We start from the raw sequence: 21,153 nt of genomic DNA, 5'->3' as shown, positions 1-21,153 counted from the left end.
TTCTATATGACAGGGGAAAGTAGATGTATCTTGTATCTGTATATTTTGACAAGACGGCAGAGCATATTTTACAACGATATATAAATAAAATAGCTGAGAAAACAGGTAATTCATTTATGGTGGATAACAATGTACCGCCACACATGACGATATCGGCAATAGAAGCCCGAAGTGAAAATGTTTTATTGGGAGCAATGGATAATCTGCGAAATTCACTTTCTAATGGGACGATTAGCATTGTGTCAGTGGGGCAATTGCTGCCATATGTATTTTATGCCACACCGGTGCTTAACGGATATTTACAGGATTTATCGGAAAAAGTATTTGATGAGGTGAAAAGCATTCCGGAATCTACAGTGAGCAGATATTACAAGCCAATGAGCTGGCTGCCACATATTACACTTGGAAAGACACTGACAAAGGAACAGATGCAGATGGCATTTTCAGTAATGCAGGAAAGCTTTGTGCCCTTTGAAGCGGCAATTACGGAGATTGGACTTGCCAGGGTTAATCCACATAGAGATGTGGTGCGATGGGAGTTAAAACAGCAGCAATGAAGCCACGATAAACCGTTTTTTTGAAAGGATAATAAACATGATAATAGATAGAGAACGAGTAAAAAACACATTCGCAGAGTACACATCAGGATACAATGCCACAGACCCAAAGATTAAGCTCAAAATAGACCATACCTATAGGGTAGCGGAGCTTTGCGAGCTGATAGCAAGAGATTTAAAGCTTGATGAATATGAGACAGATGTGGCATGGCTCACAGGGATGCTGCATGATGTCGGAAGATTTGAACAGATTAAGCACTATAACACATTTAACGATGCGCAGTCTGTTGATCATGCCAATTTTGGAGCAGACCTGCTGTTTAAGGAAGGACTTATCGACACATATGTGGATGGATTTCATGATGATAAATACGGCACAATTGTTGAAAATGCGATAAGAAATCACAGCGCTTTCAGGATAGATGAGAGGCTCGATGATTATACGGTTATGTTTTGCAATATACTAAGGGATGCTGATAAGGTGGATATTTTCAGGGTAAATGTAGATACTCCGGCAGAGGATATATATAATGTGACAACGGAGGAACTGAAAAACTCGCAGGTGAGTCCAGAGGTTATGGCAGCCTTTGATGAGAGGCATGCGGTACTTCGTTCCTGTAAAAAGACCGCGGTAGACCATGTGGCAGGGCATATTGCACTGACATTTGAGCTGGTTTATCCTATCAGCCTTCAGATAGCAAAGGAGAGAGGATATCTTGACAAAATGATGGCATTTGAGTCGGATAATGAGATTACAGGAAAACAGTTTAAAGAGATAAGAGCGAAGCTAAACGAATATGTGGCGTTAGTCAGACCATTATAGTGACTAATGCAGGAAATACAACAAGGCATGTAACAAGGAATGTACCAAAAAAATACAAAAAAATACAATTTATCAGGTTGACCGGATGATACTTTTGTCATATAATCTAATCAAAAATAGTAATAATTACTAATTTAAGTAGAGATTATTAGCAGGAGGTACCTATCATGGACAAGAAGATTACAGACAGCATTATTTACATCGGTGTGGACGACAAGGACATTGATTTATTTGAGAGCCAGTATGTTGTTCCAAACGGTGTTTCATACAACTCATATGTGATTATGGATGACAAAATTGCAATCATGGATACAGCAGATGCAAGAGTTACGGATAAGTGGTTTGCCAATTTGAGAGAGGCGCTCGGAGACAGAAAGCCGGATTATCTCGTTGTTTCCCATTTGGAGCCGGACCATGCTTCCAATATCCAGAAGGTTGCAGAGGCATATCCTGATATGCAGATTGTAGGTAATGCAAAGACCTTTAACATGATGGGACAGTTTTTCGATATAGACTTAACGGACAGAAAGGTTGTAGTGGCAGAGGGAGATAAGCTTTCTCTTGGAAAGCATGAGCTTACATTCGTCATGGCTCCTATGGTTCACTGGCCGGAGGTTATGATGGAGTACGAGTCAACAGACAAGGTGCTTTTCTCAGCAGACGGCTTTGGTAAGTTTGGTGCGCTCGATACTGATGAGGATTGGACATGTGAGGCAAGACGTTATTACTTCAATATTGTTGGAAAGTATGGTGCTCAGGTACAGGCAGTTCTCAAAAAGGCAGCAGGACTTGATATTGAGAAGATTTGTCCTCTTCACGGACCGATTCTCACAGAGAACCTTGGCTTCTACATAGATAAATACAATACATGGAGCAGCTATCAGCCTGAGGATGAGGGAATTCTTGTGGCATGTGCTTCTATTCACGGCAATACAAAGAAGGCAGCAGAGCTTTTAGCAGAAAAGCTCAAGGCTACAGGCGTAAAGGTTGCATTTACAGACCTTTGCAGGGATGATATGGCAGAGGCTGTTGAGGATGCGTTCAGATACGACAGACTTGTGCTCTGCGCATGCACATATGATGGAGGCATTTTCCCGCCAATGGAGGATTTCTTACATCATCTCAAGGCGAAGGCTTATCAGAATCGTAAGATTGCCTTCGTGGAAAACGGTTCATGGGCTCCTACAGCAGCACGCCAGATGAAGGCTATTGTTGAGGGCTTCAAGAATATTGAGTGTGTTGAGCCGGTTGTTACAATTAAATCTACTCTCAATGAGGCATCTGAAAAGCAGATGGATGAGCTTGTTGCAGCACTTACCAGATAGAATAATTCAGGTGGCATGGATTAGATAACATGGATTAGATAACATGGATTAGATGGCATAGCTTAGACGACAATAGTTTAATACGGCATAGTATATATGGATCAATAAAGACCCGGACGTTTGTCCGGGTTTTTATGTTAAAAGTAACTATTCAGAATCACCACACGCACATTCGCAAAACCGCACGATACTCGTGCTTTGTTTACAAAAGTATATATAAATGTGGTATCATACAATCAAAGAAAAAAGCCATAATAGTACAATGTCAAATGAGGTAAAATATATGCAGCAGCGAATTACCATAAATCTTAACACAGATAGCAAAACAACAGACAAAACCACTATTCTTGAATACTGCCGCAGTCACGGCATTGCAGGGATAGAAACACCGTGCGGTGGAAAAGGCACCTGCGGCAAGTGCAAGGTGACGGTGACAAAACCATACTATAAGGATGTGTTGGCCTGTCAGACGAAGATTTGTGACGGTATGGAAATTATTGTAGGGAGAAAAGAAAGCACCGGAGCCGGCACAGTCGGACAGGACATACAGACCGCGTCAAATGCGGTGAATTCGATAGATAAAGAAGACAGCATGGTTGTTCTGACAAATGGAGGAAATGTATCGGAAAAATTTAATGAGCATGTAAATGAGCATGTGAATAGGAATGTTGTCTTGAAGGAAGAGACCGCAAATGAATCTGAAAAAGTCGAATCAAATGAAGACACTCTGGCGGCCTGTGATATCGGAACCACAACAGTAGTCTGTTACTTGATTGATAAAGAGACAGGGCAGATTATCTCAACCAGAAGCGGTGCCAATCCACAGCGCAGCTTTGGAGCAGATGTACTTTCCAGAATTGATGCGGCAGCGAGGGCGGATGATAACGATAAAGCGAATGGCGGCCTGCAGATGATGCAGACACAGATAGTGTCCCTGCTTAACGGCTGGATATCAGAAATGCTCATGGAATGTGGCAGAACTAAAGTAAGCCGGTTTTCAGTTGCCGGAAACACGGTTATGTGCCATCTGCTTATGGGAATTTCACCGGAAAAGCTTGGCAAGGCACCGTTTATGCCGGATGAATATTTTGGCAGGGAGTTTAATCCTTTGGATATAGGACTTGAGAATTGTCAAACCATGATTATATTTCCGGCTGTGTCAGGCTTTGTAGGCGGAGATATTACAGCGGGTATGATGGAGACAGTCAACTGCAATGAGCTGACACTCTATCTGGATATCGGAACAAACGGTGAGATGGCGCTTGGAAAAGGCGACAGATATGTGTGCTGTGCCACCGCGGCAGGACCGGCTTTTGAGGGTGCGCAGATTGAGCTGGGTATGCCGGCGTCTAAGGGAGCCGTGGATAAGGTATGGCTGGAAGGGCGCAGAATTAAGTATTCGGTTATCGGAAATGACAGACCTGTGGGACTGTGCGGTTCGGGGCTTATTGATGCGCTTGCCGTTCTTCTGAAAGCCGGAATCATAGATGAAAACGGCACGATTTTAAGCGGACAGGAGCTTCCTATACTGTTTAGGTCGTATGTGTTTGAGGTGGAAGCGGAGGAGACTGCACAGAGCACGGAGTCATCTCTCGCCGTTCATATTGCACCGGGAGTCTACATTACGCAGGATGATATCAGGAAGCTGCAGCTTGCGAAGGGCGCGATAGCCGCCGGAATAGAAGTATTGTTTAAGGAATATGGCTGTAAGCCCTGTGATGTGGATATACTTACATTTGCGGGAGGCTTTGGAAACTACATTGACAAAGCAAGTGCGGCGGCAATAGGATTGTTTCCACAGGAACTTTTGGACAAGGCAAAAGAAGTGGGAAATGCGGCAGGAAACGGAGCTGTTTCGGCAGCTTTATCGCAGGAAGCCTGGGAAAGAGCACTGGAGATAAGCGGGAACATGCGCTACATCGAGCTGGCATCGTATCCGCATTTCGATGAAATGTATGTGGAGCATATGAATTTTTAAATAATTGAAAAAATATATTTTTACTTTATTGTTGAAGAAAACTGTCATATAATGACTTCGGGTGAGATTATATTTTAAAAGAAAAGCTGATAGGGTGATCAGCATCAGGAGGAATATTAATGCGTAAAACAAAAATTATCTGTACTATTGGACCGGCCAGTGAACATGAGGATGTCCTCACCAGGATGATAAAGGCAGGTATGGATGTTGCCAGATTGAATTTTTCTCATGGCTCACATGAGGAGCATCAGGGCAAAATAGATTTAATCAAGAAGGTAAGACAGAAGCTTCATATGCCAATCGCAATCATGCTTGACACAAAGGGACCTGAGTATCGTATTAAGACCTTTGAGAATGGCAAAATAGAGCTCAAGGATGGAGATACTTTCACACTTACCACTGACGATATTGTAGGAAATCAGGAGAGAGTATCAGTAAACTATGAGAATCTGATCAAGGATTTAAAGGTTGGTGACCGTGTGCTTGTTGCGAACGGAATCATCATTCTACAGGTCAGAGAGCTTAAAGGAAACGATGCAATCTGTGATGTTATCGCAGGCGGTACACTTTCAGACAGAAAGAGCATGAACTTCCCGAACAAGGTCATGAAGCATGCATATTTAAGCAAGCAGGACAAGGACGATCTGCTTTTTGGTATAAAAAACGAGGTGGATTATGTTGCTGCATCATTTGTTTCTACAAAGCAGGATGTAGCTGATCTGAGAAGCTTTTTGGACGAAAATGGTGGAGAGGACATTGAAATCATCGCAAAGATTGAGAACCGTTCAGGTGTAGATCATGTGGAGGAAATCTGTGAGATAGCAAACGGAATCATGATAGCAAGAGGAGATCTCGGTGTTGAGATTCCGGGCGTTGAGGTACCGGCAATACAGAAGTATCTTATCAACAAGTGCCGTATGCTTGGTACACGCGTAATCACAGCAACAGAGATGCTTGAGTCCATGATTTACAATCCGCGTCCTACAAGAGCTGAACTTTCGGATGTAGCCAATGCTGTATACGACGGCTCATCAGCTATCATGCTTTCGGGAGAGTCTGCAGCAGGTAAATATCCTGTAGAGGCTGTAAAAAATATGGCAGAGACAGCAGAGTATACAGAAAAGCAGATAAACTACAGCAAGAGATTTGCCAATGCGGATTTCCAGACAAAAAGCATAGTTGACGCTATTTCACATGCTACATGTGCAATGGCAATAGATGTGGATGCGAAATGTATCGTAGTCAGCTCACTGACAGGACGTACAGTGCGCATGGTCAGCCGTTTCCGCTGCCCTGTTGATATAATAGGCATGACAACCTCTGAAAAGGCATGGCGCAAGCTGAACCTGAGCTGGGGTGTAAAGCCGGTTCTGTGTGAGGAATACAACTCAATGGAGGTTATGTTCTACAATGCGATGAACGAGGCAAAGAGTGTCATGAAGCTCAAAAAGGGTGATCATATAGTGCTCACAGGAGGTCTCATCAATGGTAAGACAGGCAACACCAATGTGATTAAGGTTGAGACAGTTTAGTACATTTGTGCTATTGATTAAATCGTATATATGTCATATAATCCTTAACGATTAATAAAAACAATAAATTTAAAATAAACAATTTCGAGATGAAGTTTGCAGGAAAACGGCAGCTATTTTACCTTATCAAAGCCTACCGAAGGAGTAAAACTCTCAGGTGCCGCAGCAGGCGGTGCAACTGTAAATGGATCGACTCTCTGGAGACACCCGCTTGGCGGGGGCCGAAGGTGCAACGTACGAATAGGAAGCAGCAGGAGTGCAGTGATTATGAATATATCATGGCACAGGCTGCTTCTCGTACGAATCTCTCAGGCAACAGGACGGAGAAGATATTGGACAGATATTCTTAAGATAATCTTCTTAATCCCATGTATCAGACTGTATATGCAGCGTATATGGGGTTTTTTATTTCAATTCACGTAAGTGCTGCTAAGCCTGCTTTTTCAATTGTTTCCGGATGAAATTATATATATCAATAGTATTTGCTCAAAACACAAAGACCTTGTGTTTAGATAAAAAAGAGAGGCAGGAGTATTTCAATGTGGAACACAATCAACAATTTTCTTAGTGCAGTGGACAATTTCGTCTGGGGAGTGCCGCTCATGGTGCTCATCATGGCAGGAGGTATAATGCTCACAGTTCGTCTGGGGCTTCTTCAGATAAGAAAGCTTCCTCTGGCACTAAAGTGGATGGTCAAAAATGAAGAGGGCGGCGATGGCGAGATTACGAGCTTTGGCGCACTCTGTACCGCGCTTAGCGCAACAATCGGAACCGGTAACATAGTCGGTGTAGCAACTGCAGTCGGTGCAGGAGGACCGGGAGCACTTTTCTGGATGGTGCTTGCAGCCTTCTTTGGTATGGCAACAAAGTATTCAGAGGGACTTTTGGCTGTAAAATATCGTGTCATCGGCAAGGACGGACATAGTCTCGGCGGACCATTCTACTACATAGAGCAGGGAATGGGTGCAAAATGGAAATGGCTTGCAAAGATATTTGCATTTTTCGGCGTATGCGTTGGACTTTTCGGAATAGGAACATTCAGCCAGGTAAACGGAATATCAAGTGCTGTAAACAACTTTTTTGACCCTAAAAACCAGCATACAGTAAAGGTTTTACCGTTCCTTGGTGAGTATTCATGGTCAGTTGTCATTGCTTCGCTTGTACTGGCATTCTGCGTGGCAGCAGTGCTTATCGGCGGAGTAAAGCGTATTGCAAGTGTCAGCCAGATAATAGTTCCTTTCATGGCTGTTATATATATTGTATTTGTGCTCGTGCTTGTGGTATGCAATATCACAGCGGTTCCGGCAGCGTTTGCTACAATAGTAAAGGCAGCGTTTTCTCCGAAGGCCATAACAGGCGGTGCCGTGGGAAGCTTTCTTGTTGCAATGCAAAAGGGTGTTGCCAGAGGAATCTTTTCAAACGAGGCAGGACTTGGTAGTGCCCCGATTGCAGCGGCAGCAGCCAAGACAAAGGAGCCTGTACGTCAGGGACTTGTCAGCATGACAGGAACCTTCATTGATACAATAGTTATATGTACACTTACAGGACTTTCCATCGTGCTCACAGGCGCATGGCAGGTTGACGGACTCGAGGGCGTGCAGGTTACTACATACGCATTCCAGAATGGTCTTCCTTTACCGAAAGAGTTATCAGCATTTGTACTTATGCTGTGTCTTGTATTTTTTGCCTTTACAACTATACTCGGTTGGGATTATTATAGTGAGCGGTGCTTAGAGTATTTGAGTGGCGGAAGGATGAAATATGTAAAGGTTTATCGCTGGATATATATACTTGCAGTTTTCATCGGACCTTATATGACTGTAAGTGCGGTGTGGACTATCGCTGATATCTTCAACGGTCTCATGGCTCTGCCAAATATGATAGCGCTGTTTGCTCTTAGTGGTGTTGTTGTTAAGGAGACAAAGCATTTCTTCGAGCGACATAGAAATGGAGAAATCGAGGATTAATTATGTTTTATATTTTGCGACATGGAAGAACAGATTGGAATGAGGAGCACAGACTGCAGGGGGAGGTGGATATCCCACTCAACGAAACCGGCAGGCAGATGGCTTACGATGCCGCAGAAAAATATAAGGATATAGACTTTGACATATGCTACTGCTCCCCACTTAAGAGAGCACAGGAGACGGCAAGGATTTTTCTTGCAGACAGAAACCCTGCAGTAGAGATTATCACTGACAACAGGCTTCACGAGATGTGCTTCGGTGATTATGAGGGAGTGAAGAACATTAGGCAAAAGCCCGAATGCCCTGTCTACCTGCTCTTTGAGGAGCCGGAAAAATATGTGGCAAAGGACGGCGCAGAGAGCTTTGAGGAGCTATATCACAGAACAGGCGAGTTTATAGAGCAGGTGCTGAGACCGCAGCTTGATGCAGGCAAAAATGTGCTTGTCGTGGGACACGGTGCAATGAACTGCAGCATAGTCAATCAGTTTCGCGGCACACCTATAAAGGATTTCTGGAAGGATATGCAGGGAAACTGCGAGCTGCTTAGGGTTGAATAAATTTAGATTATTCTGAATAGTTATATCGTTTGTAATAGATAGGGCATACCGGTTATGGGGTGCCCTATTGCTGTCAGATGTGGGAATTTCCTTCCATGCCAATGCAATCATCCCAATCGGCATCATGTTTATCGTTACTGCAATCGAGACAGTTGGCGATATCTCAGCCTGTGTGGAGGGCGGAATGGACAGAGAGGCTACAGATTCAGAGCTTTCAGGTGGTGTTATCTGTGATGGTATTGGTTCATCATTTGCAGCGCTTTTCGGAGTACTGCCAAATACCTCATTCTCACAGAATGTAGGTCTTGTTTCAATGACAAAGGTTGTCAATAGATTTGCTATTTCAATGGGAGCTATATTCCTCGTTATTTGCGGCTTCTGCTCAAAGATTGGAGCTCTCATGTCAATCATGCCTCAGTCAGTGCTCGGTGGAGCTGCTGTTATGATGTTTGCCTCTATCCTGATTTCGGGAATTGAGCTCATCACAAAGGAGCCAATCGGCAGCCGTGAGATTACAATTATCTCAGTTGCAATCGGTTTAGGCTACGGACTTGGCGCTACAACCGGTGCTACATCACATCTGCCATACTATGTACAGCTTATATTTGGCGGTTCAGGTATCGTGCCTTGCTCACTTTGCGCTATTCTTCTCAATATTATTTTGCCGAAGAAGTCAAAGAACGCGCCATATATGTGGGATATGGACGAGAAAGACGATGTGAAGCGTGTGGATGACTAACGCTTAGGATTTTGAAGCCGTCCGGTGCATTAAGTACACCGGCGGCTTTATTGTTTGTGGGAAAGTATGGAAATATATGGAAAAAGTGATTTCAATAGTAGGCGCAGGTGGCAAGACCACACTCGTTCATAAGCTTGCAAGGGAATATCACAGGAGTGGAAAAGGTGTGCTTGTCACAACAACAACGCACATGTATGTCGAAGCTGACACTGATCTATCCTGCGATTTTTTTGCGTTAAGGGATAAAATAATAAAAGATGGATATTGTATGGCGGGGCAGGAGCAGAAAAAGACCGGTATGCATATGTGGCAAAGCAGTGTGTGGCAGAAAAAGCCGGAAAAAAACAGTGGCTCGTTACATAATACAGTCGAAACAGAGGACTATTACATGTTTGCAGTAGCTGACCAGCCATATTTAAAAAGTCAAAGCATGATTAAATTAATAGACAAAGCACTTGAAAATAAAGGGAATAAGCGATTAGTATTTTCGCTTCGCTGTGGAAACACTGTAGGCAATCCATGTGTATTTCATTCATCGCTTATCCCGCAGCTTTTATCACTGGAGGGTGATAAGGGTGGCAGAAGTGTGGCAAAGAAGTATGACTGTGTATATGTGGATATCGCAGATGAGCGTGAGCTGATGGATGTAGATAACTTATCAAATTCAAAACATACTGTGACATTATAAAAGCTATTATGAAAGAGCACTGTGTCAGTGCATACCGAATGTATATTTTGTTCAAATTCCCATATACTACCTCCAAAGCATGAATGCAAATGCAAAAAAGTAACCGGAGGACAATAAAGTGAAAATCACAGGATTGACCAGAAGAGTAGACTCACTCGGCAGAATAGTCATACCGAAGGAGCTTCGCAGGATGCTGCATATAAAAGAGGGAAGCCCACTGGAAATATATATGGATGCGGACGAGACGATAGTGCTAAAGAAATATTCGCAGGTGGGAAGCCTGAAGAATATATCACAGGCATATGCACAGAGCCTGTCAAAGGTAACAGGAGCCATGGTATGTGTGGCAGACCGGGATGAGATAATAGCGGCAGCCGGGAAAAACCACAAAAAATATATAGGCAGGGCTCCGTCAAAAGAGCTTGAAGACATTATTGATAAGAGAAAAAGTGTATTGTACAGTAAAAAAGACGATAACCTGATACCTGTGGTAAAGGACGATAAAGCAGACTGTGAGGCCCAGGTGATAGCTGCAATAGTGCATGATGGTGACAGTGCGGGAGCCGTTATACTGTGTGCTTACGATGAAAAAGCCGATAAGCCTGATATTGCCGAAAAGCTGGTGAGTGCAGCAGCAGAATTTCTGTCCGGACAGCTCGGCTAGAGACCACGAAAAGCATTCTAAAAAACTATTTACTTGACTACAATAGCAGTAAAGATGTAAAATAGCTTGATAAAGGGAGCAATTAGCTTCCTTTTGTGCTATAAAGGTATATTGAAAATTAAGCAATTATTAATTATCTGATGTAGAGGCATTGTAGTATAATAGACAGTACATATTTGTAATAGTTGTCAATTATCTATAAAGTATGCCGATATACAATGGTATACCGATAGTTTGGAGGTAACATATAGAAATGGCAAAACAGAAAAAGAAAAAGAAGAAAAAGCAGCATCGCGTTTTCTGGTTTTTCATAAAGCTTCAGATTTTTTTGATGGTACTGATACTTGGTGGATTATGCTTTTACTACTTTGGAGGATATGCAGACAAGGTGGCGAAGCTTCACTCAGAGGCAGTAGAGCTCGTGCAGAAATCTGACAAAAACACATTTTTACCGGCGAGGACGAGTACACTCTACGATACAAACGGTGATGAGATATCCGAGACAGCCACTACCAAAAAGGCTGACTATGTAAAGTATGCTGATATCCCACAGAACTTCGTAAACTGTATGGTCAGCATCGAGGACAAGAAGTTCTATAAGCACAATGGTGTGGATTTAAAGGCAATAGTGCGTGCCGCAAAGTCCATCATAAAGAACAAGAGAATTACCCAGGGTGGCAGTACCATCACGATGCAGCTCGCCCGAAATATTTACCTGGATACGAACAAGAACTGGCAGCGAAAAGTCAAGGAAATGTTCATAGCGATGGAGCTGGAAAAGAAATATTCCAAGAACGATATTATGGAGTTCTACCTGAATAACGTCAATTTCATGAATGGATATTATGGTATTCAGGCAGCGTGCCATGGCTATTTCAACTGTGAGCTTTCGGATCTTGATATGTCGCAGACGGCCTTTTTGTGTGCGATTCCGAACAGGCCGACGTACTATGACCCGATAAATAATAAGGATCATACACTGACGCGTCGCAATCTCATATTGAAAAACCTAAGGGAAGACGGCAAAATCACACAACAGGAATATGAGTCTGCCATAAACGAGGAGATTACCCTCAATATGCCTGAGAAGGAAGATACGGTCAAGTATAACTACGTGGATACCTATGCATATTACTGTGCTACGAGAGCGCTCATGGAAAATGAGGGCTTCAAGTTCAAGTATTACTTTGATTCGGACGAGGAAGAAAAGGAATATGATGCATCGTATGATGAGATGTATTCGTATTGCCAGAAAAAGCTGTATTCGGAAGGCTATAAGATTTATACATCGATAGACCTGACCAAACAGCAGCAGCTTCAGGATTCAATCGACCTGACATTATTGGACTTCACAGATACCACTGATGATGGTACATTTAAGCTTCAAAGTGCAGCAACCTGTATTGATAATGCGACAGGCTATGTTGTTGCAATAGTTGGTGGACGAAGTCAGGACGCGACCAATCATACGCTGAATCGTGCTTTCCAGAGTCACCGTCAGCCGGGAAGCTCTATTAAGCCACTCATCGTGTATACGCCATCGTTTGAGCGTGGCAAGACACCGGACACAATAGTAAATGACCATAAGTTTGATGGTGGACCGTCTAATGCCGGTGACAGCTATTATGGTGATGTAACAATCAGATTCGCGGTAGAAAAATCATTGAATACTGTGGCATGGCAGCTTTATGATGAACTGACACCTAAGGTTGGCTTACAGTATCTTAAGGACATGAATTTTACAAATATTGTCAAGGATGATTATGTTACAGCGACAGCATTAGGTGGATTTACCACAGGTGTATCACCGCTTGAGATGGCATCAGCCTATGCTACCCTTGAGAATGACGGAATGTACAGGAATCCGACCTGTGTTACATCTATTGTGGATTCAGACAACAACATTATATATACCTCATCACAGAAGGATGCAGTAATTTACTCAGAGAATGCCGCAAGAACGATGACAGACGTCATGACCGGTGTTATGACAGAGGGAACCGGTCGCAAGGCGAAGCTGGATAATGGTATGCCGAGTGCCGGAAAAACCGGAACTACAAACGGTAAAAAGGACGGATGGTTCTGTGGATTTACCAGATATTATACGACCTGTGTATGGGTTGGCTGTGATATGCCGGAGACTATAAATGGTTTGACAGGAAGTTCATACCCGGCAGAAATCTGGAAGACATATATGGATCAGATACATTCAGATCTGACACCTCTCAATTTCCTGCCATATGAGCATATGTCAGATGAAAGTCAGGACAATCAGGAAAGCCAGGAGGTTCAGGACACACCTGCAGATGATCAGACCCAGAATAATCCTACAGATCAGACTGTGACCACACCGGATGCTGGAACCACGACTGATCAGACCCAGAATAATCCTACAGATCAGACTGTGACCACACCGGATGCTGGAACCACGACTGATCAGACCCAGAATAATCCTACAGACCAGACTGTACCTACACCGGATGCAGAAAATAAAACACCGAATCAGACTCCTGTGGGGGATCCGAATAAGGACCAAAATGATAATACAAATGGAGGAAATCAAAATGGTTCTAACGGAAATCAGACCGGAGGTGGAGCTGACAGCGGTAACACCAACGGAGGTGCAGCCCAGTAGATTTTTCCAGACCTTAGTGCAACAAATAATTTTAAAACTTCAAAAGTCATATTATGTATATTAAATTGATAAATTTGCACATGCTGACGTACTTTAATTTAAATGGAAAGAAGATAAAAAATGTCATTATTTGTAACTTACAGTAAAACAGACGGAGTATACAACCTAACACTGGCTGGCTTTACAGCACTCGTAATCATCATGATCGCAATACTGTTAGCCGGCTGTGCCATATTTGGCAAGAACAAAAGAATAGGGGCAAAGCAGCTTGTATTTTCGGCGATGGCCATAGCACTTGCGACAGTTACATCATTTATCAAGCTTTTCAGCCTTCCGATGGGAGGCTCTGTGACACTGCTTTCAATGTTGTTTATCGTATTAATCGGATACTGGTACGGAGTGGGGTCTGGACTTACGGCAGCAGTGGCATACGGCATACTTCAGCTTGTGACCAATCCATATATAGTGAGCCTTCCGCAGATGCTTGTAGATTACATATTCGCATTTGGAGCGCTCGGACTCGCTGGAGTGTTTGCCAACAAGAAATATGGACTTGTCAAGGGGTACATAGTGGCAGTCATAGGTAGATTTTTCTTTGCAGTGCTGTCGGGAGTTGTGTTCTTTGCAGCATACGCACCTGTCACGATAGGAAACAAGACGATAGATGCGCTCATATATTCAGTGACCTACAACGGCTCATATCTTGCAGTAGAAGGAATTATCACAATCATAGTGATATCAATTCCACCGGTTAAGAAGGCACTCGACTATGTGAAGCAGATGGCGAACAGTCGGTAGATAATCTATATCTAAATAATTAGAATATGTAAAAAGAGCAGAATAGGTAGAAATACTTGTCATGCTCTTTTATTATTCGAAAAAAGCAAAACAAAACACTCGAAAAATATAAAATAAAATACTCGAAAAATATAAAATAAAACATTAGAAAAATATAAAATAAAACACTCGAAAAACATAAAATAGCCTTGTATAATCTGTGAATTAAATGGTATAATAACCATGAAGGGAGCAGATATTTATGGAATATATAAGCAGAATTGTTGACGATGTGATAGATAGAAAAACAGAGGCATTTAATGCAGTGAGCATCACAGGACCAAAGGGATGTGGAAAGACAAGAACAGCAAGAGAACGATGTAAAACTGTTATTGAATTTCAGGATGAAGATAAGAGAGGGGGGTATCTTGCAGTAGCAGAAACTGCACCTAAGCTCTTTTTAAAGAATCCTAAGCCAATACTGTTTGACGAGTGGCAGGATGCCCCTAAGATATGGGGAACAATAAGAAAAGCGTGCGATGACAATCCGGAGAGTGTAGGAGAGTTTTATCTGACAGGCTCATCAAGTAAGAAGATTAATACACCTCATACAGGCACAGGACGAATAACAGAGGTTACGATGTACCCTATGACTTTGTTTGAGACAGGAGAATCAAACGGAAGCATATCGTTGTTTAAATTATTACAAGATGAAGCATATGATATTGATGGACTTACCACAGATATAAAGCTTGAGGATTTGTTTTTTGCCGTCTGTAGAGGTGGATGGCCGAGGTGCATGGCACTTTCAAAGGACAGTGCAAAGCTTGAAATAGCTAAGGATTATTATAGGCAGATTTATCAGAAGGACATATCAGCTATTGATGGAGTAAACAGAAATCCGGAATGGGCAAGGACGCTGCTTTGGTCGTATGCCAGAAATATGGCTACTACAGCAAAACGCAAGAATATATTTTCAGATGTAAAAGCCACACAGAATGTTACAGATGTAACGCTTTCTTCATATATTGATGCTTTGGAGTTATTGTATGTTGTAAAGGATATAGATGCCTGGACACCGCATTTGCGCTCAAAAACAGCTATCAGAGCTGCCAAAAAGCATATATTTGTTGATCCCTCTATAGGATTGGCTGCGCTTGGTGTTAATCCTGACTATTTTATCAACGATTTGGATCTATTTGGGCATGTATTTGAAAATATGGTACTTAGAGATTTACTTGTATTTGCTGAAAAGCACAATGCCAGAGTGATGCATTATACAGATGATATGGGCGTAGAAGCAGATGCAGTCTATCAGTTGGAGGACGGCCGTTATGCGCTTATTGAAATAAAAACCGGAGTGAACAAGATTCCGGAAGCGGAAAAATCCTTGCTGCGATTCAAGGATATTATCATAAAATATAATGAGAAAGCATTGGAAAAAGAAAAACATCCACGTGATGTATATAAAGAACCAACGGCACTGATTGTGATTTGTGCAAATGCAACCATGGCATATACCACGGAGTCAGGAGTTCGGGTTGTGCCGGTTGGGTGTTTGAGAGATTAATATATAGAGCAGACTGTAAAATTGAGCTGACCACTCAAAATTACAGTCTGTTTTTTATTGTATATCATTGTCACGGTGTGAGGGACTTGCGGGGGTGGGTGAGGGACAGTGGCACAGCTTACAACGGTTGAATAGCGAAGCTGCTTAGATAATGTAGAATTATGCTTTGAAATACAGAAATGCCCCACCATGGACGGTGGGGCAAGGCGTTATGCGCCATGGACGGTGCATAAAAGCCGGTTTCGTCCAGCTACAAGAAACTATAAGCATAATTCGTACAGTATCTTAGCAGCGCAGCGTAAACCATTGTAAGCTGTGCCACTGTCCCTCACCCACCCCCACAAGTCCCGTACCATAAAAATGAAAAATAAAAATACTTTGACTTGACAACTATTTAAAATGTGATATACTTTCACTATCAAATGATTTGATTAGGAAAATATTTGATAAACAAACTAGTGCAAACGTACCAGCACACAATACCGAAAATAAACACAGAAAAAGGAGAACAGAAATATGTTGGAGAAAATCAAGGAAATCGTAGCAGATCAGTTAGGAATTGACGAGGATGATATCAAATTAGAGTCAAACTTCAAGGAGGATCTTGAGGCAGATTCATTAGATCTTTTCGAGCTTGTAATGGCACTCGAGGAGGAGTACGGAGTAGAAATCCCTTCAGAGGATTTAGAGAAAATCGCAACAGTAAACGACATCATTGAGTATCTTAAGAACAAAGGTGTAGAGGCTTAAAAGACATGGAGACAAGAATAACAAAGCTTCTTGGAATCAAATATCCGGTCATTCAGGGTGGCATGGCATGGGTAGCAACCCATGAGCTTGCCAGCGCTGTGTCCAATGCAGGCGGACTTGGCATCATCGGAGCAGGCGGAGCCCCGGCTTCATGGGTAAAGGAGCAGATAGTCGCTGCAAAGAAGGAGACCGATAAGCCGTTCGGAGTCAACCTCATGCTTATGAATCCGGAGGCTGATGAGATAGCAAAAATCATCGCCGAGGAAAAGGTAAAGGTAGTCACCACCGGCGCAGGAAATCCTGCAAAGTATATGGACATGTGGAAAGAAGCAGGCGTCATCGTAATCCCTGTAGTTGCAAGCGTAGCACTCGCAAAGCTCATGGAGAGAGGAGGGGCAAGTGCAGTAATCGCAGAGGGAATGGAGTCGGGCGGACATATCGGAGCACAGACTACCATGACACTTGTGCCACAGGTTGTTGATGCAGTGAGCATTCCTGTTATCGCAGCAGGCGGAATTGCAGACAACAGAGGCTTCAATGCAGCATTTGCACTCGGTGCAGAGGCAGTCCAGATGGGCACACGCTTTGTCACCGCAAAAGAATCGATAGTACATGAAAACTATAAGCAGAAGGTCATTAAGGCCAAGGATATAGATTCCGAGGTTACAGGAATGAGCACAGGCCATCCAATCAGAGTACTCAGAAACAAGATGACCAGACAATATCTCAAGCTGGAAAAGGAAGGAGCTCCATTTGAAGAGCTCGAAAAAATGACACTTGGCGCACTCAGAAAAGCCGTTGTAGACGGAGATACCGTATATGGCAGCGTCATGGCAGGTCAGAGCGCAGGCCTCGTAAAGAAAGAGGAAACCTGCAAAGAAATCATTGAGGATGTAGTGGGACTGAACAAATAGACAGTATTCACTTTTACATGCAAATTTAAGGATACCGGGCCGCCTGAAAAGAGCGGCTTACGGTATCCTGTCAGAAATAAGGAGAAACCGAAAATGGGTAAGAGAGTATTTATGTTTCCCGGACAGGGCTCACAGTATATAGGAATGGGTAAGGAGTTTTACGATACAATGCCAAATGCAAAGGCTGTAATCGACCTTGCCAGTGAACAGACAGGCTTGGATATTCCGGCACTTTGCTTTGAGGAAAATGACAAGCTGAATATTACAGAGTACACACAGATATGTATGCTTGCAGTTGAGGCAGCTATATATCAGGCAATCATTGACAAAGGTGTCACACCTGATGTCACAGCGGGCTTAAGCCTTGGGGAATATGGTGCTCTCATCGCATCAGGAGCCATGACTATGGCAGATGCATTTGCAGTTGTCAGAAAAAGAGGAATCTACATGCAGGAGGCAGTTCCTACAGGTGGAGCCATGACAGCGGTTTTAGGACTTGATCCGCAGGTCATTGAGGATATCTGCACAAAGACAGCAGATGAGACAAATTCAGTGGTATCGGTAGCCAACTATAACTGCCCGGGACAGATTGTTATCACAGGAGAAAAGGCAGCAGTAGATGCCGCCGCAGCAGCATGCAGCGAGGCTGGCGCCAAGAGATGCGTACCACTCAAGGTCAGCGGACCTTTCCACTCAGCAATGCTTAAGGGCGCAGGAGAAAAGCTCGCAGATGTACTTGAGAGTGTAGAAATCCACGATATCAAGGTGCCATATATCACAAACGTCACAGCAGACTATGTGAAGTCACCGGCAGATGTCAAGGATTATCTGACAAAGCAGGTTTCATCGTCAGTGCGCTGGCAGCAGACCATCGAGCGTCTTATCGCAGACGGTGCAGATGAGTTCGTGGAAATCGGACCGGGACGCTCACTCAGCGGATTTATGAGAAAGATAAATAGAGACGTAAAAGTCGTAAACATAGATAAACTGGAGGATTTTGAAAAGTATGTTAACAGGTAAAAATGCCCTGGTTACAGGCGCAAGCCGCGGAATTGGAAGACAGATAGCTCTTACACTTGCCGCAGCACACGCCTTTGTAATAGTAAATTATAATGGTTCAAAGGAAAAGGCAGATGCCGTTGTTGCAGAGATAAAGGCAGCAGGCGGTGATGCAGTTTCTTATCAGTGCAATGTATCTGATTTTGACGAGTGCCAGAATATGATAACAGCGCTCATCAAGGAGTACAAGCACATAGATATCCTCGTAAACAACGCAGGAATCACAAGAGACGGTCTCATCATGAAGATGAGCGAGGCAGACTATGACGCAGTGCTCGACACAAACCTTAAGGGTGCGTTCAACACAATCCGTCATATGTCACGCTATTTCTTGAAGCAGAAATCAGGAAGGATTATCAATATTTCATCAGTTTCCGGCATACTCGGAAATGCAGGACAGGCCAACTACAGCGCCAGCAAGGCAGGAGTTATAGGACTCACAAAGGCTGTATCCAGAGAGCTTGCCAGCCGGGGAATCACAGCAAACGCAGTGGCACCGGGCTTTGTAGAGACAGAGATGACAGATGTGCTTGCCGATGCGGCAAAGGAGAATCTTTTATCACAGATTCCGCTTGGCAGACCGGGAAACACAAAGGATATCGCAAACGCAGTATTATTTTTAGCATCAGATGCAGCAGGCTACATCACAGGCCAGGTGCTGTCTGTTGACGGAGGAATGGCAATATGAGTAGAAGAGTAGTTGTAACAGGACTTGGAGCAGTAACACCAATCGGAAATAATGTGGACGATTTCTGGACATCGGTAAAGGCCGGAAAAATCGGCTTTGACCATATCACAAAATTTGACACAACAGATTATAAATGTCACATTGCAGCAGAGCTTAAGGACTTTAACCCACAGGATTTTATGGACAGAAAGGCTGCAAAGAGAATGGAACCATTCTCACAGTACGCTGTGGCTGCAGCAAAGCAGGCAATTGATGACAGCGGACTTGATATCGAAAAGGAAGATCCATACATGGTTGGATGTGCCATCGGTTCAGGTATCGGAAGTCTTCAGGCTATGGAGCGCGAGACACAAAAGCTTTATGAAAAGGGACCAAACAGAGTCAATCCTCTGCTTGTTCCGCTTATGATCTGTAACATGGCAGCAGGAAATGTTTCTATCCAGTTCGGTCTCAAGGGAAAGAGTATCAATGATGTAACAGCCTGTGCTACAGGAACAAACACAATCGGTGAGGCATACAGAAGCATCCAGTACGGTGAGGCTGACGTGATGGTAGCCGGTGGTACAGAGGGCAGTGTATGTCCTATCGGAATCGCAGGATTTACAGCACTTACAGCGCTTTCTACAGTAGATGATCCGGCAAAGTGCTCACTTCCGTTTGACAAGAACAGAAGCGGCTTTGTAATGGGTGAGGGCGCAGGAGTAGTTATCCTTGAAGAGCTTGAACATGCAAAGGCAAGAGGTGCAAAGATTTATGCAGAGGTAGTCGGATATGGCTGCTCATCGGATGCATACCATATCACATCTCCGCAGGAGGATGGCGCAGGCGCAGCAAGAGCCATGACCAATGCCATGAGCGATGCAGGTGTCACACCGGCAGATGTAAAATACATCAATGCTCACGGAACAGGCACTCATCACAATGATCTCTTTGAGACAAGAGCAATCAAGCTTGCGTTCGGTGATGAGGCTGCAAATCTTAAAATCAATTCAACAAAGTCTATGATAGGACATCTGCTCGGAGCAGCGGGAGCTGTTGAGTTTATAACATGTGTGAAGGAAATCCAGGATGGATTTATACATAAGACTGTTGGCTATGAGACTCCTGATGAGGAGATTGACCTCAATTACTGCAAGGACAGCTATGAGGAGCCTGTTGAGTATGCACTGAGCAATTCACTGGGATTTGGTGGACATAATGCAAGTATTCTGCTCAAGGCGTATAAATAATTTAGGGGCTTCGCGCATTCAGGCTGTGAGGTCTGGTGGAGCACACAGTATATTCCTCGTGAAAAATATGAAGTCAGTCACGGCATTTTGCACGGACAGGCTGTGATATGGTGCTAGCGCTTCATGCTATTGGAGCGGATGGAACGCCGTGACAGTTCATATTTTTCATTCAGAACACACTGTGTGCTTCCCGGCTCCACTTTGCGGAGCGCGAAGCATGTGCACAGTTTATAATAAAAGTTTAGAGTAAGTTAAGAAAGGATATATGCAATATGTCAGTTTTGAATACGCAGCAGATTATGGATATTCTGCCGCACCGCAGTCCGTTTCTTCTCATTGATACGGTTGAGGAGCTACAGCCGGGCGTAAAGTGTGTGGCTAAGAAGAATGTGACTATGAATGAGCCACATTTTATGGGACATTTTCCGGGAAATCCGGTGATGCCGGGAGTGCTTATTATTGAGGCTTTGGCGCAGACAGGTGCAGTTGCCATTCTTTGTCAGGATGAGTGGAAGGGCAAGACTGCATATTTTGCAGGCATCAATAATGCCAAGTTCAAGCAGAAGGTGGTTCCGGGAGATACGCTGGAGCTGACCACTGAGATTATAAAGGTTAAGGGTCCTATCGGTGTGGGCAAGGCTGTTGCCAGGGTAAACGGCAAGGTTGCCTGTATGGCGGAGCTTACATTTGCAATAGGTTAA

Annotated in this window: 18 protein-coding genes, 1 pseudogene and 1 riboswitch; all 19 genes and pseudogenes read left to right on the top strand. The window is 43.6% G+C overall.

Going from position 1 to position 21,153, the window contains the following annotated elements:
- Positions 1-23: 23 nt before the first annotated feature.
- The 19 genes and pseudogenes from ACTQ1L_RS10895 (at position 24) to fabZ (ending at position 21,153) form a co-directional block, all read left to right on the top strand.
- On the top strand, positions 24-557 hold the full coding sequence (locus ACTQ1L_RS10895) for a 2'-5' RNA ligase family protein (RefSeq protein ID WP_441367121.1): 534 nt from the start codon (positions 24-26) through the stop codon (positions 555-557).
- Between the two features lie 37 nt (positions 558-594).
- Complete coding sequence (locus tag ACTQ1L_RS10890) at positions 595-1,380, top strand: HD domain-containing protein (protein ID WP_441367119.1); 786 nt, start codon at positions 595-597, stop codon at positions 1,378-1,380.
- 167 nt (positions 1,381-1,547) lie between these two features.
- Entirely contained in the window at positions 1,548-2,705 is a 1,158-nt protein-coding gene (locus tag ACTQ1L_RS10885) for an FprA family A-type flavoprotein (RefSeq protein ID WP_055062403.1), read from the top strand.
- A gap of 283 nt (positions 2,706-2,988) precedes the next feature.
- The gene (locus ACTQ1L_RS10880; RefSeq protein ID WP_441367117.1) at positions 2,989-4,683 is read left to right on the top strand and encodes an ASKHA domain-containing protein; all 1,695 of its coding nucleotides are present in this window, start codon (positions 2,989-2,991) and stop codon (positions 4,681-4,683) included.
- Positions 4,684-4,802: 119 nt separating this feature from the next.
- Positions 4,803-6,215 carry a pyruvate kinase gene (gene pyk / locus ACTQ1L_RS10875; RefSeq protein ID WP_441367115.1) on the top strand — a complete coding sequence of 471 codons (1,413 nt, stop codon included), beginning with the start codon at positions 4,803-4,805 and terminating at the stop codon, positions 6,213-6,215.
- Between the two features lie 187 nt (positions 6,216-6,402).
- Positions 6,403-6,549: riboswitch (glycine riboswitch) on the top strand.
- 205 nt (positions 6,550-6,754) lie between these two features.
- Positions 6,755-8,182, top strand: coding sequence for an alanine/glycine:cation symporter family protein (locus ACTQ1L_RS10870; protein WP_321111586.1), 1,428 nt, complete (start codon positions 6,755-6,757; stop codon positions 8,180-8,182).
- Positions 8,183-8,184: 2 nt separating this feature from the next.
- Positions 8,185-8,739 (top strand): histidine phosphatase family protein, encoded by a 555-nt coding sequence (locus ACTQ1L_RS10865; RefSeq protein ID WP_321111587.1) that lies wholly within the window; start codon positions 8,185-8,187, stop codon positions 8,737-8,739.
- 70 nt (positions 8,740-8,809) lie between these two features.
- A pseudogene (locus ACTQ1L_RS10860) lies at positions 8,810-9,478 on the top strand (uracil-xanthine permease family protein); the annotation flags it as partial.
- Between the two features lie 76 nt (positions 9,479-9,554).
- A complete protein-coding gene (locus tag ACTQ1L_RS10855; RefSeq protein WP_441367113.1) occupies positions 9,555-10,166 on the top strand; it encodes an NTP transferase domain-containing protein in 612 nt (203 codons plus the stop codon).
- Between the two features lie 118 nt (positions 10,167-10,284).
- A complete protein-coding gene (locus tag ACTQ1L_RS10850) occupies positions 10,285-10,830 on the top strand; it encodes a stage V sporulation T C-terminal domain-containing protein (protein WP_321112062.1) in 546 nt (181 codons plus the stop codon).
- 253 nt (positions 10,831-11,083) lie between these two features.
- The gene (locus ACTQ1L_RS10845) at positions 11,084-13,465 is read left to right on the top strand and encodes a PBP1A family penicillin-binding protein (protein WP_441367111.1); all 2,382 of its coding nucleotides are present in this window, start codon (positions 11,084-11,086) and stop codon (positions 13,463-13,465) included.
- Positions 13,466-13,585: 120 nt separating this feature from the next.
- On the top strand, positions 13,586-14,263 hold the full coding sequence (gene thiT, locus ACTQ1L_RS10840) for an energy-coupled thiamine transporter ThiT (RefSeq protein WP_441367110.1): 678 nt from the start codon (positions 13,586-13,588) through the stop codon (positions 14,261-14,263).
- 241 nt (positions 14,264-14,504) lie between these two features.
- On the top strand, positions 14,505-15,812 hold the full coding sequence (locus ACTQ1L_RS10835; RefSeq protein WP_441367108.1) for an ATP-binding protein: 1,308 nt from the start codon (positions 14,505-14,507) through the stop codon (positions 15,810-15,812).
- Positions 15,813-16,328: 516 nt separating this feature from the next.
- The gene (acpP, locus tag ACTQ1L_RS10830; protein ID WP_012743902.1) at positions 16,329-16,562 is read left to right on the top strand and encodes an acyl carrier protein; all 234 of its coding nucleotides are present in this window, start codon (positions 16,329-16,331) and stop codon (positions 16,560-16,562) included.
- Between the two features lie 5 nt (positions 16,563-16,567).
- On the top strand, positions 16,568-17,476 hold the full coding sequence (fabK, locus tag ACTQ1L_RS10825) for an enoyl-[acyl-carrier-protein] reductase FabK (protein ID WP_012743901.1): 909 nt from the start codon (positions 16,568-16,570) through the stop codon (positions 17,474-17,476).
- A gap of 93 nt (positions 17,477-17,569) precedes the next feature.
- A complete protein-coding gene (gene fabD, locus ACTQ1L_RS10820; protein WP_441367105.1) occupies positions 17,570-18,496 on the top strand; it encodes an ACP S-malonyltransferase in 927 nt (308 codons plus the stop codon).
- The gene (gene fabG, locus ACTQ1L_RS10815) at positions 18,483-19,223 is read left to right on the top strand and encodes a 3-oxoacyl-[acyl-carrier-protein] reductase (RefSeq protein WP_441367104.1); all 741 of its coding nucleotides are present in this window, start codon (positions 18,483-18,485) and stop codon (positions 19,221-19,223) included. The genes fabD and fabG overlap by 14 nt, the downstream gene beginning before the upstream one ends.
- A complete protein-coding gene (gene fabF, locus ACTQ1L_RS10810) occupies positions 19,220-20,452 on the top strand; it encodes a beta-ketoacyl-ACP synthase II (RefSeq protein WP_015515907.1) in 1,233 nt (410 codons plus the stop codon). The genes fabG and fabF overlap by 4 nt, the downstream gene beginning before the upstream one ends.
- A gap of 272 nt (positions 20,453-20,724) precedes the next feature.
- Positions 20,725-21,153 carry a 3-hydroxyacyl-ACP dehydratase FabZ gene (gene fabZ / locus ACTQ1L_RS10805; protein WP_055274257.1) on the top strand — a complete coding sequence of 143 codons (429 nt, stop codon included), beginning with the start codon at positions 20,725-20,727 and terminating at the stop codon, positions 21,151-21,153.

Origin of the sequence: Agathobacter sp. LCP21S3_B2, assembly GCF_052118705.1 — a bacterium.
Lineage (GTDB): Bacteria > Bacillota > Clostridia > Lachnospirales > Lachnospiraceae > Roseburia.
Note: the sequence above shows the minus strand (reverse complement) of the source record. Positions and strands in the feature narration are given on the sequence as shown.

Coding starts and splice junctions, on each gene's coding strand:
- thiT (WP_441367110.1), top strand. CDS start 13,586: ATGTCATTATTTGTAACTTACAGTAAAACAGACGGAGTATACAACCTA.
- pyk (WP_441367115.1), top strand. CDS start 4,803: ATGCGTAAAACAAAAATTATCTGTACTATTGGACCGGCCAGTGAACAT.
- ACTQ1L_RS10835 (WP_441367108.1), top strand. CDS start 14,505: ATGGAATATATAAGCAGAATTGTTGACGATGTGATAGATAGAAAAACA.
- ACTQ1L_RS10895 (WP_441367121.1), top strand. CDS start 24: ATGTATCTTGTATCTGTATATTTTGACAAGACGGCAGAGCATATTTTA.
- ACTQ1L_RS10880 (WP_441367117.1), top strand. CDS start 2,989: ATGCAGCAGCGAATTACCATAAATCTTAACACAGATAGCAAAACAACA.
- fabD (WP_441367105.1), top strand. CDS start 17,570: ATGGGTAAGAGAGTATTTATGTTTCCCGGACAGGGCTCACAGTATATA.
- ACTQ1L_RS10865 (WP_321111587.1), top strand. CDS start 8,185: ATGTTTTATATTTTGCGACATGGAAGAACAGATTGGAATGAGGAGCAC.
- ACTQ1L_RS10885 (WP_055062403.1), top strand. CDS start 1,548: ATGGACAAGAAGATTACAGACAGCATTATTTACATCGGTGTGGACGAC.
- fabG (WP_441367104.1), top strand. CDS start 18,483: ATGTTAACAGGTAAAAATGCCCTGGTTACAGGCGCAAGCCGCGGAATT.
- ACTQ1L_RS10855 (WP_441367113.1), top strand. CDS start 9,555: ATGGAAAAAGTGATTTCAATAGTAGGCGCAGGTGGCAAGACCACACTC.
- ACTQ1L_RS10870 (WP_321111586.1), top strand. CDS start 6,755: ATGTGGAACACAATCAACAATTTTCTTAGTGCAGTGGACAATTTCGTC.
- ACTQ1L_RS10890 (WP_441367119.1), top strand. CDS start 595: ATGATAATAGATAGAGAACGAGTAAAAAACACATTCGCAGAGTACACA.
- ACTQ1L_RS10845 (WP_441367111.1), top strand. CDS start 11,084: ATGGCAAAACAGAAAAAGAAAAAGAAGAAAAAGCAGCATCGCGTTTTC.
- fabZ (WP_055274257.1), top strand. CDS start 20,725: ATGTCAGTTTTGAATACGCAGCAGATTATGGATATTCTGCCGCACCGC.
- fabK (WP_012743901.1), top strand. CDS start 16,568: ATGGAGACAAGAATAACAAAGCTTCTTGGAATCAAATATCCGGTCATT.
- acpP (WP_012743902.1), top strand. CDS start 16,329: ATGTTGGAGAAAATCAAGGAAATCGTAGCAGATCAGTTAGGAATTGAC.
- fabF (WP_015515907.1), top strand. CDS start 19,220: ATGAGTAGAAGAGTAGTTGTAACAGGACTTGGAGCAGTAACACCAATC.